Source organism: Methylomonas rosea (genome assembly GCF_024505055.1).
Lineage (GTDB): Bacteria > Pseudomonadota > Gammaproteobacteria > Methylococcales > Methylomonadaceae > Methylomonas > Methylomonas rosea.
Genome location: NZ_JANIBL010000018.1, coordinates 32577 through 46903 on the forward strand (window position 1 = coordinate 32577; position 14327 = coordinate 46903).

The 14327-nt window shown below is 51.5% G+C and carries 14 protein-coding genes; 8 read left to right on the forward strand and 6 right to left on the reverse strand.

Translation table 11 applies throughout. From position 1 onward, the window contains the following. Positions 1-218 precede the first annotated feature (218 nt). From NP589_RS07705 to NP589_RS07740, 8 genes are all read left to right on the forward strand, one after another. On the forward strand, positions 219-659 hold the full coding sequence (locus NP589_RS07705) for a hypothetical protein (protein WP_256606454.1): 441 nt from the start codon (positions 219-221) through the stop codon (positions 657-659). A gap of 297 nt (positions 660-956) precedes the next feature. After that, entirely contained in the window at positions 957-1142 is a 186-nt protein-coding gene (locus tag NP589_RS07710; RefSeq protein WP_064036472.1) for a hypothetical protein, read from the forward strand. Positions 1143-1171: 29 nt separating this feature from the next. Continuing rightward, complete coding sequence (locus tag NP589_RS07715; protein ID WP_256606455.1) at positions 1172-1450, forward strand: hypothetical protein; 279 nt, start codon at positions 1172-1174, stop codon at positions 1448-1450. A gap of 7 nt (positions 1451-1457) precedes the next feature. Continuing rightward, on the forward strand, positions 1458-1892 hold the full coding sequence (locus tag NP589_RS07720) for a nitrogen fixation protein (RefSeq protein ID WP_256606456.1): 435 nt from the start codon (positions 1458-1460) through the stop codon (positions 1890-1892). 45 nt (positions 1893-1937) lie between these two features. Continuing rightward, on the forward strand, positions 1938-3185 hold the full coding sequence (locus NP589_RS07725) for an HlyD family secretion protein (protein WP_256606457.1): 1248 nt from the start codon (positions 1938-1940) through the stop codon (positions 3183-3185). A 2-nt stretch (positions 3186-3187) separates the two neighbouring features. Continuing rightward, positions 3188-5311 (forward strand): peptidase domain-containing ABC transporter, encoded by a 2124-nt coding sequence (locus NP589_RS07730; RefSeq protein WP_256606458.1) that lies wholly within the window; start codon positions 3188-3190, stop codon positions 5309-5311. A 122-nt stretch (positions 5312-5433) separates the two neighbouring features. Next, positions 5434-5796 carry a hypothetical protein gene (locus NP589_RS07735; protein ID WP_256606459.1) on the forward strand — a complete coding sequence of 121 codons (363 nt, stop codon included), beginning with the start codon at positions 5434-5436 and terminating at the stop codon, positions 5794-5796. 95 nt (positions 5797-5891) lie between these two features. Next, positions 5892-6236, forward strand: a complete 345-nt coding sequence (locus NP589_RS07740) for an FUN14 domain-containing protein (RefSeq protein ID WP_256606460.1) — start codon at positions 5892-5894, stop codon at positions 6234-6236. 191 nt (positions 6237-6427) lie between these two features. Here the strand turns inward: NP589_RS07740 and NP589_RS07745 are convergent, their stop codons facing one another. From NP589_RS07745 to NP589_RS07770, 6 genes are all read right to left on the reverse strand, one after another. Then, positions 6428-7090 (reverse strand): phage tail protein, encoded by a 663-nt coding sequence (locus NP589_RS07745; protein WP_256606461.1) that lies wholly within the window; start codon positions 7088-7090, stop codon positions 6428-6430. 27 nt (positions 7091-7117) lie between these two features. Further along, positions 7118-8068: a PEP-CTERM sorting domain-containing protein gene (locus NP589_RS07750; RefSeq protein WP_256606462.1), complete on the reverse strand. Its 951-nt coding sequence runs from the start codon at positions 8066-8068 to the stop codon at positions 7118-7120. Positions 8069-8649: 581 nt separating this feature from the next. Continuing rightward, complete coding sequence (locus NP589_RS07755; RefSeq protein WP_256606463.1) at positions 8650-9804, reverse strand: PepSY-associated TM helix domain-containing protein; 1155 nt, start codon at positions 9802-9804, stop codon at positions 8650-8652. Between the two features lie 193 nt (positions 9805-9997). Further along, positions 9998-12466, reverse strand: a complete 2469-nt coding sequence (locus NP589_RS07760) for a TonB-dependent siderophore receptor (protein ID WP_256606464.1) — start codon at positions 12464-12466, stop codon at positions 9998-10000. A gap of 290 nt (positions 12467-12756) precedes the next feature. Further along, positions 12757-13719: a FecR family protein gene (locus NP589_RS07765; protein ID WP_256606465.1), complete on the reverse strand. Its 963-nt coding sequence runs from the start codon at positions 13717-13719 to the stop codon at positions 12757-12759. 61 nt (positions 13720-13780) lie between these two features. Beyond that, positions 13781-14326 carry an RNA polymerase sigma factor gene (locus NP589_RS07770; RefSeq protein ID WP_256606466.1) on the reverse strand — a complete coding sequence of 182 codons (546 nt, stop codon included), beginning with the start codon at positions 14324-14326 and terminating at the stop codon, positions 13781-13783. Between the last annotated feature and the right edge of the window lies 1 nt (position 14327).

The following is a 14327-nucleotide window of genomic DNA, read 5'->3' on the forward strand; positions in this document are numbered from 1 at the left end:
TGCAACGCCTCTCGCGATGAGCTTGCGTGCCGTAGGTGAAGTATTTCACACATTTCCAGTCAATTAAATCACAGAGCTGCAACTTTTGCGGGAATAGACTGCGTAAGGTGCCTATGCATGGAGTTTACGCGGGGTTCCGCACGCCAACTCGCCGCGAACCGGTTTTGCCACCCCAATATATTTCGTGACATTTGCTTGCCCCCGATTTTGAGGCCGATATGTTTAACTTCCTTGTTCATCGTCAAGTCCTGTTCATGATGCCGGTGTTTCTGTGCGGCTTCTGGATTGGGCGAGTTGGCTTGCTTGAGTCATGGCCGGCGGCTAGCTACTCTGAAAGAGGTGTTGCCGATAAGCCGCAAAATGCAGTTGCAGGTAGTGGCGCGTCGTCTTTGGGGAAAGCGCATACCGACGAATCCGCCGGCAATTGCGTTGCCGAACTGCAGCGGAAAACCTTTGAACGAACGGATATGCACGACGCTGGGCAACAGTCGCCCGCGCCATCGACACTGGCAGCAGCCGCGACGCATGTCTTATGGCAAGCGCCGGTTCAGACCGTTGACGGCGACATTGTCATTTCCCTGGAAGCCGCCGGTGTGCCCCAAACAGAGGCGCAAAGCCCGACGGAAAATATCTTGGGTTTGATCGTTGACGCCAACTAACCTGTCCGATCCCTGTTCCTAGCCCATCAACAAGCTGCCCACGTTGCTGAAATCAAGTCTTTCCTGCCCAGGCAGCATGCAGCTCTCACGCGTTTCAATCCATATCGAATGAAAAACTACCCCTTTTCGCAGTGGAATTTGTCACAGCGTCCCAGGGTGGCGAACGCCTAAAGTATCAATACCCGCTCAAGTTCACAAACCGGTAGATGGGGATGCGGCTGGCAAGCAATTTTGTCGGTATCGCAGTCGTTGGGCCGGCGGCGCGCCGGCTTCATAACTTTATTAAGGAGAAAGACAATGTCTCAAAAATCCAAATTCGATCAAGACCTGAAAGTCTTGCAAGCAGAGGATTTAAATCGGGTGTCCGGCGGCTTGATTGGCCCGGATCAAGATTTAAGCCAATTTCCGCGCAAATTTTGGCCGGTCATCAATCCCGGCGCGTTCAATGTCAAAACCGTTGTGGCCAATCTCGTCGTGAGATAAGGCTTTTTAAATTATTTAGGAGAACTGTCATGTCAAACAAAACTACTCGAATTTCTGCCGATGAATTATCCGCCTTTGCCGCGCAAGGCATCGAACGCGCTTTACAAGCCCGGGAGGCTGCCGGCGTGGAATTGAATCAGGAGCAACTCGATCAAGTCAGCGGCGGAGCCTCGTTAAGCTTGGTGTTTAATAAAGGCATTATCGCCGGTGGCCCCTGGTTCGATCAGTTTAGAGGATTGAATAACGTCATAACCAACCCAAGTGCCGGTGGCTTGGGCGGCCTGCAAGGAGCAACCCAGCTGGGTTGATAGTGCCATGACCTCAGAGAACCCAGTGTTATGTCCCAGCGCGCAGCCGGAATGGGAAGGTGCCCAAGTCATCGGCGTGATGACCGGCACTGCGGATAAGCCGGAAATGGCGTATCTGAGTGCCCCGCAACCGGTGACCGAGCAATTGCTCGAATTGGCAGGTCCGGTCAGTCCGGCGGAAGTGTTTCGTTTCTCCGCGCCTTGCGCCTGCACAGGTTGCGGGCACTATGCGGAGGCGGAATCCAAATGCCGGCTGGCCGAAAAAGTCGTGCGTTTCACGCCGACAGTCACCGAGCAATTGCCGGTGTGCGCGATTCGTGCCGATTGCCGGTGGTGGCAACAGGAAGGCCGCTCGGCGTGTTTTAGATGTCCGCAAGTGGTGACCAATAACCTCAAGCCGACCGAAGACATGCGGCGAGCGGCCGACTACGGCGTTCTCTGAGGATTTTGGTCACAATGTCAAAAATGGTGAGAAGGAAATGGCGTTATGAAACATGAGTTATTTCGACAACAAGCCTTGGACTTTAAAAAAGACAAGCCCTTAGGGGAGGTTATTCACGTGGAATCCTTGTCGTTTTCCTTTCTCACCGCTTTAGCCGTCAGCAGCGCTTTGCTGCTGGTCGCCTTTGCCTTTTGGGGCGAATATACCCGTAAATCTCATGTAAACGGTTATTTGTCGCCGAGCATGGGTTTGATTAAGGTCTATGCGCCGCAGGCCGGCACCCTGATCGAAAAACACGTGCGTGAAGGGCAAGCCGTTAAAGCCGGCGACACTTTGTTCGTATTATCGACAGAGATAAGTTCGCGGGAAACCCCGCAAGCCCAGGCGGCGGCGATTGAGCAATTGAAACAGCGCCGGGAAAGCCTGGAAACCGAGCTGGTGAAACAGGAGCAAATTGACCAGATTCAATACCGCTCCGTGTTGGATAGATTGCATGGGATGCAACGCGAATTACAACAAGTGAATAGCGAGATAGCCACCCAGCAGCAGCGTCTGGCCGGTGCCGGCGCGACCTCGCAGCGCTATCAGCAACTTTTGACCACGAAATTTGTTTCGGCAGTGCAAGCGCAGCAAAAACAAGACGAATGGCTGGATCACCAAGCCAAATTGCAAGCCCTGCAACGCGTGCAAATGACTTTGCAGCGCGACATCCGCTCCGCACAGCTGGAAGCAGACAGCAGCCAGATGAAATTCAAAAACCAGCGCGCCGCCATCGAGCGCAATATTTCGACCTTGTCGCAAAATATTACCGAATCCGAATCGCGCCGCAACATCGTGATTACCGCGCCGCACGACGGCACCGTCACCACGATCCTGGCCGAGCAGGGGCAAAACGCCACGACCGCTAACCCCTTGCTGTCCATTCTGCCGCTAGGCGCCAAGTTGCAAGCCCAACTATTGGTGCCGTCCAGCGCGGTGGGCTTTGTCGAACAGGGACAGACCGTGTCGGTGCGTTATCAAGCCTTTCCGTATCAACGTTTCGGCAGTCATCAAGGCCGCATCGTCGAAATCGCCAAAACCTTGATTACCCCCAAAGAAGCCGATTTGCCGGTGACTTTGCAAGAGCCGGTTTATCGGGTGACCGTGGAAATCGATAAACAAGCGGTGCAAGCCTATCGCCAGGATATTCCTCTGCAATCCGGCATGCTGCTGGACGCGGACATCTGGCTGGATCATCGCCGCTTGATCGAATGGGTGTTCGATCCCCTTTACAGCATTTTAGGACGGGTTTAGCCATGGCTATGCAACATATCCTCGATTTTTCCGGCCGCAGAAAAACCCCGCTTATCCTGCAAACCGAAGCGGCCGAATGCGGCCTGGCTTGCCTGGCGATGGTGGCCAATTTTCATGGGCACCGGGTAGATTTAGCCAGTCTGCGGCAGAAGTTTTCTCTGTCGCTGAAAGGCTCGACACTGAATCATCTGATCCAGATCGCCAACCAATTGCACTTGGGTTCGCGCCCGGTACGGGTGGATTTAAACGAACTGAGCAAACTTAGCCTGCCGGCTATTTTGCATTGGGATTTTAATCATTTCGTGGTGTTGACCCAGGTCAAGCGCGGCGTGGCGACGATACTCGATCCGGCCAAAGGCACCGTACATGTTCCCTATACCGAAGTCTCCAAACATTTCACCGGTATTGCCCTGGAATTGCAGCCCACCCAAGCGTTTACTGCAAAAACCGAACGTCAACAAATCAAACTATCCCGCCTGATCGGCCAGTTGAATGGTGCCTCAAGCGCTACCTTGCAAATCATTTTATTGGCGGCAGCCATAGAAGTGTTTGCAATCGTAGCGCCTTTTTTTATGCAACTGGTAGTCGATAACGCGGTGGTTGCTCGGGATACCAATTTACTGACGGTGCTGGGTTTGGGGTTCTTACTGCTGGCCTTGATTCAGATCGGCATCACCGCGCTGCGCTCCTGGGTGGTGCTGGTGCTAAGTACTTCGGTTAATTTGCAGATGATGAGTAATCTGTTCGGGCATTTGTTGCAGTTGCCGATGAATTTTTTCGAGAAGCGTCACTTAGGCGACATCGTCTCGCGCTTCGAATCGTTGAACGTGATTCAAAGAACCTTAACCACCAGTTTTCTGGAAGCGATCATCGACGGGGTAATGGCGCTGGTGACCTTGGGCATGATGCTGGTGTACAGCTGGAAACTGGCGGCCATCGTCAGTCTGGCCGCGCTGCTGTACGGCCTGTTACGCTTGGTGTCGTTCGCGCCGCTACGTAGCGCCAGCGAAGAACAAATCCTGCGCGCCGCCAAGCAGCAAACCAATCTCCTGGAGACCGTGCGCGGCATGCAGAGCGTCAAGTTATTCAACCGCCAGTTGCAACGCCGGCACGGCTATCAAAATTTGATGGTCGATCATTTTAACGCCGGCATCCGTGTGCAAAAACTCAATATCATTTACCGCGCGCTGAACAGTCTGTTGTTTGGCGTGGAAAACATAGCGGTGATCTGGCTCGGCGCCTTGTTTATTTTGGATGGTGGCTTTTCGGTGGGGATGCTGTTTGCCTTCATGTCCTTTAAAGATCAATTCACCCACCGGGTGGGTAGCTTCATCGAAAAAGGTATCGAATTCAAAATGCTGGGTTTGCATACCGAAAGGGTCGCCGATATTGCTTTGGCGGAACCTGAGCAAGAGCATTGCAGCGGTGCCAGACAAGATCAGCTCCCGGCATCGATCCAAATCCGCAATCTGGATTTCAGTTACGCCCCGTCCGAGCCGCCCGTGCTGAAAAATCTGAACCTGGATTTTGCCGAAGGTGAGTCGGTGGCGATCATCGGTCCGTCCGGTTACGGCAAAACCACGCTGGCCAAACTGATTCTGGGTTTGTTACAGCCTAGTGCCGGCGAGATCCTGATCGGCGGTGTGCGCTTAAATCGCATCGACAGCCACGATTATCGCAATATGGTGGCGGCGGTAATGCAGGAAGATCAATTGTTCGCCGGCTCGATTGCCGACAATATCTGCTTCTTCGATCCGGAACCCGATCACGCCTGGATCGAAACCTGTGCCCAGTTGGCGGCAGTGCACCAGGACGTCATGACCATGCCCATGGCCTACAACACGCTGATCGGCGACATGGGGACGGTGCTGTCCGGCGGCCAAAAACAACGGGTGTTGTTGGCTCGGGCTTTATACAAACGTCCAAAAATTCTGGTGCTGGACGAAGCTACCAGCCACTTGGATGTGGCCCGCGAAAAGTTAGTGAACGGCGCGGTCCAGCAGCTAAAACTGACTCGCATCATTATCGCCCATCGCCCGGAAACCATCGCTTCCGTGGATAGGGTGATTGATTTGCAGGCCATCGCCGCACTTAGCGACAAGCATTTTGTGTCGCAGGCTGCTTAGATTTTGACAGACAGTAAACGCTCTTCAATCAGGAGAGGAAGCCTGCGGATAACGCTTCCGCAGTCTCAAATCAATCAAATCAGGTTTTGCTTCCAACCCTGTTAAATTTGAGGAATGCTGTTATGAATACGCTTAAATCGATAGTCTCCGCAGTGACAATGACTCTAATCTGCGCGACGGCTGTTGCCGCGCCCGCTGACATTAACAAAATCTTCAGCAAGCTGCCGTCGATTACCCAGTATGAACGCACTTGTTTGCTGTCGTCCGCGACAGCCGCCGAGTTAAAGGCTTGTATTGCCAATATGCCCAATACCGAATACTACAGCAGAGTCAGGGCAAAAAGTTTAAGTCGTCTGGATCAATTGAATACCATAGCGGCGGATTTGAACGCCAGCCCCGACTTGACGCCGATGGAAAAATTCTGCCTGTTTACTTCAACACCAGCCTGCATGGATGCCTGTATCCAGGGCTGGGTGTGCCCGTAATGGTTCTTGCGGTTGTTAATAATCCCGGTCCCTAAGCAAGTCGGATTCGTTATAAAATCCTCGTCAAACTTTTACACATTTTACGACCGGATTTTATGAGTAACGCCATTGAAACGCACGCTGCCGACGATATTTTTTCCGAAGCTTTCTTATTGGGTAATCTGGGCGCTCCGTTTATTCTGGGAATGGCGGTCGGCTATTTTGCCAAAAAAATGCTGCGGACGGCCTTATTCGTCGGCGGGGCCATTGTGTCGATTCTGTTCCTTGCCGAATATTACGACCTGATCAACATCAACAATATGGCCTTGGAAAATGCAGCTAACTCAGCCGCTGAGGTTGCCAAGGAATCCGGCAGTTTCTTGTTGGACCGGCTGGCGGTATTTACCAGTCGGGGCGTTAGCGGCGCGGGCGGCTTTTTTGTGGGATTTAAACTTGGGTAAAGCGGATTTTTGCGTTGCCGTTTGTTTAGCTTGGGTCGTTCGCATCAAATTATCTATCGTTTTGCCCGTCCATCAGAGTGTTTTCGCCTAAATTCATAGTTCCCACGTTAGGTCGTGGGAACTATGCCTGTTGGGAACACTTCTTCAGACTATCTGCCAATTCACAGGGCAGACTTATACGATTCCAGCTGTTAATTTCGGCTAGGAAAAATGCCTTGTGTGGCGACACAGTATTTGACACCCAAAACAGGCGAGCGGATATACAGGGGCTGGCTTCCACCCGAAATGCCAACCGTGGTCGTTGCCGATGCGGAAGCGCTGATGGCACCTGGGTCTAGCGACGCATTAGGTGTTGCATTCGAATAGAGATTATCTCTGGATGCCGAAGTCGCCAACACTTTCCCGGAGGGATTGGTGGTGTTGCCGGCAGTACTCACCGCATTAATTGAAGCCGATATGAGCACGTTGGTTTGGGCTGTGTGGTTGTGCGCGGGCATTTGGGATGGGAGGATGGTGACAAACTCCGAACCGGTTTCTTCGCCGACCTGGATAGGCGATAGCCCCGGACCTTGCCCGTCACCAATCGGCGAACGGCCGCGCAGGTCGGGCAACGCGAAGGTCTGCACCCCATCACCGCCATACTGCGTGCCTAATAAGGAAAACAAGGCGGTATTCTGCTGAATGCTCAGGGTCTGTCCGGCGGCTTCTAAATAACCGCGTGGGCAGAAATTATAGGTAAACGTGCAAATCTCTCCCAGAAAGGGGTCGGAGCCGCAAGCCGAGGCTGATACCGGTAATCCGGTGATAGCGATCATGGCCAGTTTCAAGAGTGGTTTGTTGAATGATTTTGACATGTTGAGTACCTTTAAATTGAATTGAAATTAATTGAAAGCGTGGTGACGACGTCTGCTGCTGATGACTGAGACCATGCCGATAACCAACAGCCAAAGCGTTTCCGGCTCCGGCACCGTGTTATTGGTTTGCTTGGTGACAGAATCGACTGTAATCAGGCTGGAGGCATTAATCGAAAACCTGCCGGAATCTGCGCCACCAAATATTCTTAGATCGGGGTTGCTGTCGCCAAAGTTGATTAAATCGCCTGGGTTCAGCAGAAAGGACAACAGTAGGGTACCGACGTCGGATACAAGGCCGCCTTTACCAGTACCTATATCGGTATTCGGATCGCTAGGTATGCGTTTTTCGTTGCCGCGAACGGGATCCGAGATAATCTTGGAAAATGCCAGTTCGGTGCCATCCGCTTTGTAAAAAGCAATCAAGGATTGCGCGAATTCAGCATCATTGTTTAACGGCGGTGTGTCAGTGGCTTCGACCTGATGGCTGAATTGGAATTGCAGGTTCACTACAAAGCTATCAACGGCCGATTTGTTTTCAATCGAAAAGGTATAGTCGCCGAACAGGGGGCTGATGCCCGACGGCTCGGTGCCGCCAGTGCCGCTTGCACTTAAGTTGATGCCAAAGCCGTCGCCGATCTGGCTTAAGGTGCCTGACAACGGATCAGGACCCGTGACCGTGGAGCCAAACAGCGTGGTCGTGGAAGTAGAGCCGGCGATAATGCTGGTCAGCGAACCCGCTTGGGTAGCGTTTACAGGATCGGCCGGGGAGCCGGAACTATCAAACTCCGCCGAGCCGCGAATCACAATATTGCTATCAAAAGTAGCCGCCCATGCAGACCCTGTCTGCGCACCCAGTAACAATGTCATCGCCAATGCAGCACTGGAAAGCCTGCCGCCATGGTTTGTCGATTTAGACGTGATTGAGGGTACGGTCTTGAAATCGCTATCGAAGCGCTTTTTAAATTTAATTGATTCCATCTTGATACCTCTTTATTTGATTAGATTTGGCGGATTATTAATTGCATTAATTATTAAAAAAAATATTTGTGCTTAATAGTTTGTCGCGTAAAAACTACAGGCAGCTAGTAACTATTTAACGACAGTCAATTGAAAGATTATTTCTCTGTATACCAAATGCCATTTTCTGAGTTTTGAAATTAAGTTAATTAGCTGTTTTCTGTTTATAGTTAAAAAAATGTATTACACGAATTAATAGCCAATTCTTATGCCAGTTATTGATGGCATGCGAAAAATTAACGTATCGTTATGTTTTTTAATAAGTTTTATGGAGGTATGTGTCGGCGAGAGACAACATGCATGAGTACCATGGAATCGTTTCGGCACGATATGTCGCGTGAAATACGAAATATCGTTTTTATGTCGGGAAGGGGGATGACTTATTGGATAGCTCGATAGAGCTAGGGTTTGAAAGGTGTAAGAAAAACTTTGTTTTTCGCGGGCCGGAATATAGTTTGTTGAGTTTGCAGCTCATGGTTGGTGAGTATTACTCAATTCCGTAAACCCATCTTCCGTATTAAGATTGGACTATCAAATCGGCGTTAGCCGCGTAATTTTATAGCTTGTTTCGCGTGCCGTTTTTGCAGCCAACGAATCACGCCGGTGATATACAACACCGGGCAAGCCAAACCCGCCAGCAATACCAAAATCCGTCCCGGCCAGCCGAAAGCGTGGCCGCTATGCAAGGGCCATTGCCAATCGTAAAAGACATCGGCGTTCGAGCCGGTGCCGGAGTCGTAGACTTTCAGAATTTCGCCGCTGTACTGATCGACGGCAAAATCCCGATAGCCGACAAATTGGCTCAATTCCGCGACGTCTCGTTTCATCACCCTAAACACATCCAGCCTGTCCTTCGGTGCATTCAGCATCCACAGTCGGCCCGCAGGGTAATATTGCTGCACTATTGATTCCACCTGCCCTAAGCTAATCGTCTGTTGTCCAGCTTTAGGTGGGGCACTATCAATTGTTTCCGGAATGCCGTTGTACGCATTCGGGCGAGTGATAGCCGAGAACGGTTTGAGCAGCACGTCTATTCGATCCGGCATCGTCATGTAGATGCCGGAAAACAACACCGGCAATAACACGATACTGACATAGAAACCGACGGTTTTATGCAGATCGAAGTTGAACCTGATTGCTCCCGCGCGGCGCTTGAAAGTCATGGCTTGCCTAAATTTACCGGTCAACGGCCACCAGACGATTAACCCGGTCAATACCGATACAATGGATAATGCACCGAGAATCGAGACGATAGTGCCGCCGGTTTTACCCAGCAACAAACACCAATGCAACTGCATAATGAAACTGACCAAAGGCCGGCCCCAATATCGATCTTTGGGATGCCAGAGCTGTAAACCCTTGACTTGGGCGGTATAGGGGTCGACGAAGATATAGTAGCCGTCGCCACTGTTCGTTTTACTGTCGTCCCTGACAAAATACAAAAATTTGTAAGCCACTTCGGCGTTTCGTGGGTAGTACACCTTAAAAAAAAGACTATCTGGCGGTTTGGCGTTTTCCGCCGCGGCGACGATGTCATCTAAAGAGCGTATATGTCGTTGTTCTTCGGCAGGTAAGGAAACGACAGACAACTCCGGGTTCAATATTTCCTGCAATTCCTGATAAAACACCAGTATGCCGCCGGTCAGACCGACGACCGCTAAAAGCAATCCGGCGCTTAAACCCAGATAAAGATGCACGGCCAACCATCGTTTGCGGCGGGCTTTTAGAATCGTTAAACGTCGAGCCGGGCTTGGTTGGGCGGTAAACTTTGTAAGGAGGATAAACTCTCGAGGGCTTGTTTCATGGCTACTCATAAAAACCACTTTGGCTATACACGGCGGGTTTGTAGGATAGAGCGGGAAGGCATCCTGCCCGTCTCAATTCGCATGCTTAAAACTCAACCTTTACCGACCCCAAAAACGAGCGCGGCATACCCCAGGTCGCCCGGGTGCCGGATAATGCGGCAAAACCGTCGTGGACATATTCTTTATCCAGCAAATTGGTGACATTCAGCTGCAAAGTGACATTGGTCTTTGCCACTTTGCGGGTATAGCTGGCCAGCAGGTCCACGACGCCATAGCCATCGAAGTTGAAATCGTGGAAATCGAAAGTCGCCTTCCTGTCGCTCGCCAGTTCCAGGCCGGCACCGACTTTTAAACCGCGTAAGTCTTCCTGCTGAAAGTCGTATGTCGTCCAGAATGTGGCGGTATGATCCGGCACGCCTCTCAATCGGCTACCGACGGGAATATTATTCGGATTGTTTTCCTTCAACACTTCGGTGTTGGTGTACGCATAGGTGGCGATAGCATTCCATCCGGGCAGAATTTCCCCTTTGATATCGACCTCAACGCCCCGACTGCGCGCTTCGCCGGTAGCAACGCTGAAATTTAAATTGGTTAAATCGGTGGTGGGAATGTTCTGTTTGGTTAAATCGTAGTAAGCGATAGTGCTGGTTAATCTGTCGTCGAAAAATGCGGTTTTAAATCCCACTTCCCACTGCTGTGCGGTCTGTGGCGGTAAAAAGGTATTGCCTTGTCCCAAGCCATTGGTCGTGCCGAAATTCTCGACATAATTGCCGTAAATGCTCAGCCATTTTTCCGGTTGCCACAGCACGCCCACCTGAGGCGTCACCGCATCCGCCCGCTGCCCGACCTGTTGCGACAAGACATTGAATTGCTCGACATTTTGATAACGAAAACCGCCCATGACATGAACGTTATAAGGCAGTTTGATTTGATCCTGAAGATAGATGCCGTATAGGTCGGTAATGGTATGAAACGAATTGGCGGCTCGGGTCGTTGGATTGATGGGCGGATTACCGGTATGGATGGGATTGTAGATGTCGATAGCACTGGCAACCGTACTGCTGTACCCGACGGTATTTTCATCTTGCAGATAATAATCGCCGCCGATCAGTAAGGTATGTTGCAATCCCCATGTATCGAAGTGGCCCGTTAAATTGGTGGTCGTAAAATAACTTTCGTTGCTGTAAAAGTCGCTGGTGACCAAACGCCGGTTCAGTGTGCGTTGATCAGCTTGTAATGTGATAGGCAGCAGCGCGGTTCGGGTTCTGTCCAACAGGTTGATGCCTAGTTGCTCGCTGATTTCCCAACGGTCGTTAAATTGGTGTTTCAGATTAAAGCCGACGAATTTGTTTTCGACCGGATTCGGGTTGGCCTCCATTAAATTGCGTTCGCGCGGAATATCGACCAAGCGCGGGTTTATCCAGCTGCCGTCGGCTCGGGTGCCGTCAATGATTAATGGCCTGGAATGCAAGTCGTAGTCGTTATTTTCATGGCGGTATTCCATTTCCAATAACGCCGTGGTTCGCGGACTGATATTCCATTGCAAGACAGGCGCGACGAATACTTTTTCGTAGTCCACCAGCTCGCGAAACGATCCGCTGTTCTCATACGAAACGTTCATTCGGTACAGTAGGTCTCGATTTTCGGTCAACGGCCCGGTAGCATCAATGCTGGTACGATATAAGTCGTAGGAGCCAAATTGTTGTTGTAGCGCGTAATAGGCAGTATCCAGCGGCTTTTTGGTGACAACGTTAACCATGCCGCCTGGCTCCACACGTCCGTACAGCATCGCAGCCGGCCCCTTTAGCACTTCGATGCTTTGCACATTGGCCATGGCTCGCGTGCCATCCGCGCCACCAAAGGTATCGATCCGAAAACCGTTGCGGAAATAGTTGAAATTGAAAAATCCGCGAATAGTGACTTGGTCGCCCAAGCCGCCGGCGCCTTGGCCGGTCGTCACGCCGCTGACGTATTTCACCGCTTGATCGAGTTTTATGGCTTGGCGATCGTCCAATACCGCTTTCGGAATCACCTGAACGTTTAGCGGTGTTTCCATGATGGGGGTGTCGGTTTTGGTAGCGAAGGTAGTGTTGGGTGCCGAATAATCCTTGTTGTAGGGATCGGTAGGGTCGTATTGTCTTTTGCCGGTAACGGTCACCGCAGACAATGTCGTCGAGTCTGCTACATGAGAGCCGGGTGCTATTTCTAGTGTCACGCTATTCCCGTTGTTTAAACGGTAACTTAAGCCTGTGCCTTGCAGCAATTTATCTAAGGCTTGGCGCGGTGTGAACGCGCCGACGACTGCATTCGAGCGGGTGTCTTTGGCTAAGCCGGCAGGAAACCCGACTTGCCAGTCACTGGTTGCTATGAATGCGTTTAGCGCATCAGGCAAGGCTTGAGCGGGGATATTGAAGTTTTGTGTGGTATTTAGCTTATCCATGTGCTCGGTCTCGTCGGCAAAAACGGGGAGCGGCCCGATAGCGGATAGTGCCAGAGCAATAGCGATGGTCAATTTACGCAATACGCCGGGGGCGATGGGTTGTAGCCTGTACATGAATACTCCTTGTCTTTGGTTTGAATAGTCAGCGCATAAAACGCGCATGGCTACCGAGACGTTTCAGAAAAAGGAATACACACTTGGGCACACAGATTTTTTGCCAACCTCCACGTTGCGCAACGCGACCATTTAAAATTTTCACACTTGGGGCCGCTCACTTCTAGTCCGAGGGCAACATATTGGACTGAAAGCCGTAAAGCCATTTTGAATAAGCTAGGGCGAGTTTGTTAGCGTTTTGGATTTACCGGTAGAGCTGGTTTGTGGTGCCTGAGATTTAATTGGAGGGTTTAGCTTTTCAATATCGTCAGGTAGGGTGAAATACCTACGGATTTGGCGCCGGCTATATCCGCTAAGGTTCGAATCAACGCATTAGTATCGTCCAGTTTGAAATTGCCGGTGATGCGGGTTTGTGCCAGTTTGGCGTCGGCGATGACAATCGCGCCGGGATGGTAGCGGTCAAGTTCGGTTATTACGTCGCTTAGGGTTTTATCTTGAAAGATTAACCGGCCTTTTAGCCAGGCAAAGGTCTTGCCGGTATCGATGGCGCTGATTTCTGCGACGCTTTGGGTATGAATTTCGGTATGTTGGCCGACGCTCAATTGCCGGTTTTGGCCTTGTTCTGCGCTGCATATCACTATGCCACTTTCTACATCCACCCTGGTAGCCTCACCGGTTTTGACGCTAAAACGGGTACCGACTACTTTTACAGTCCCTTGCGCGGTAGTGACGATAAACGGGCGGTTTTTATCGGGTTTTACTTCAAAAAAGGCTTCGCCGCTTAACAGGGTTACGCCGCGCCGTTCTCCGGCATAGTTCAGTTTTACCGCGCTGTCGGTATTTAAAATCAGCGTGGAGCCGTCGGCCAGCGTTACCCGGCGCTGTTCGCCGGTGACGGTGGCGATATCTGCCTGCCAGCGCAGCAACCAGTCTGTTGCAGCCAGGAACCAGCCGCTAAGCAATAAAACACAGGCTGCGGCGGCCCAGCGTGGCGTTGTTGATCTGCGTGGTGCCGGTTTAAGCGGGATGGCGGCATGCTGGCTTAAAGCGGCGTTCAGCGCCGGCGATTGCCACAGTCGCACCACTCTGTCGTAAGCGGTTTGATGCGCCGGATTGGCGGCCAGCCAGTCGGCAAACTCGGCTTTATCGGCCGCGCCGGTTTTACTGTCCTGTAAGCGGGCAAACCAGGCGAGTGCTTGATCTTGGATCTTACCAAGTGAAGGAAGAGTTTCCTGATCGTGACGTGAAGACATGACGGGTAACGGTCGAAGCGGGTAGGCGGATTTTATCAGCATTGGCAATGGCAAGGCGAAATCATACCCTGTTCAAGGGGTGGTTTTCCTGGCTGGCCAGTAAATGAGCAAGGGCGGCGTGTACATTCTTTTCCACCGCACTGCGGGATATGCCGTAATACGATGCAATGCGCTCGTAAGTCCAATGATGGAATTTATGCAACACCAGAATTTGTCGGCGCCGTTCCGTTAATTGCTCAAGGGCTGCCAACATCAATGCCACTTCTTCTTGATCGGAAGCCTGCTGTTCGGGCGTTGGCGTGTTGGCTGGCAAGCTATCCAGTAGCGCTATATCGTCGTCCGCGTCAGTTTGTAATGTATGGTCGGCGCGGTGGCGGATATGTTCTTTGCGCAGATGGTCCAGAGCCAGGTTTTTAGCGATCTGGTACATAAATGGCCTGGGATATTTTACTTCCTGGCTTTCCAGAGCGTGCAGCAGTTTTAGGTAGGCTTCGTGCGCTAAATCTTCGGCGGTCTGCGGGCAACCGACGATGGCGAAGATGGTATGAATCAATGAGTCGCGATGGGCCAAAAACAGGGCGTCGATGTTGAAGGTGATGCTGTTCATG

Excerpts from the sequence above, each read along its gene's own strand:
- NP589_RS07705 (WP_256606454.1), top strand. The coding sequence starts at position 219 with ATGTTTAACTTCCTTGTTCATCGTCAAGTCCTGTTCATGATGCCGGTG.
- NP589_RS07710 (WP_064036472.1), top strand. The coding sequence starts at position 957 with ATGTCTCAAAAATCCAAATTCGATCAAGACCTGAAAGTCTTGCAAGCA.
- NP589_RS07715 (WP_256606455.1), top strand. The coding sequence starts at position 1,172 with ATGTCAAACAAAACTACTCGAATTTCTGCCGATGAATTATCCGCCTTT.
- NP589_RS07720 (WP_256606456.1), top strand. The coding sequence starts at position 1,458 with ATGACCTCAGAGAACCCAGTGTTATGTCCCAGCGCGCAGCCGGAATGG.
- NP589_RS07725 (WP_256606457.1), top strand. The coding sequence starts at position 1,938 with ATGAAACATGAGTTATTTCGACAACAAGCCTTGGACTTTAAAAAAGAC.
- NP589_RS07730 (WP_256606458.1), top strand. The coding sequence starts at position 3,188 with ATGGCTATGCAACATATCCTCGATTTTTCCGGCCGCAGAAAAACCCCG.
- NP589_RS07735 (WP_256606459.1), top strand. The coding sequence starts at position 5,434 with ATGAATACGCTTAAATCGATAGTCTCCGCAGTGACAATGACTCTAATC.
- NP589_RS07740 (WP_256606460.1), top strand. The coding sequence starts at position 5,892 with ATGAGTAACGCCATTGAAACGCACGCTGCCGACGATATTTTTTCCGAA.
- NP589_RS07745 (WP_256606461.1), bottom strand. The coding sequence starts at position 7,090 with ATGTCAAAATCATTCAACAAACCACTCTTGAAACTGGCCATGATCGCT.
- NP589_RS07750 (WP_256606462.1), bottom strand. The coding sequence starts at position 8,068 with ATGGAATCAATTAAATTTAAAAAGCGCTTCGATAGCGATTTCAAGACC.
- NP589_RS07760 (WP_256606464.1), bottom strand. The coding sequence starts at position 12,466 with ATGTACAGGCTACAACCCATCGCCCCCGGCGTATTGCGTAAATTGACC.
- NP589_RS07765 (WP_256606465.1), bottom strand. The coding sequence starts at position 13,719 with ATGTCTTCACGTCACGATCAGGAAACTCTTCCTTCACTTGGTAAGATC.
- NP589_RS07770 (WP_256606466.1), bottom strand. The coding sequence starts at position 14,326 with ATGAACAGCATCACCTTCAACATCGACGCCCTGTTTTTGGCCCATCGC.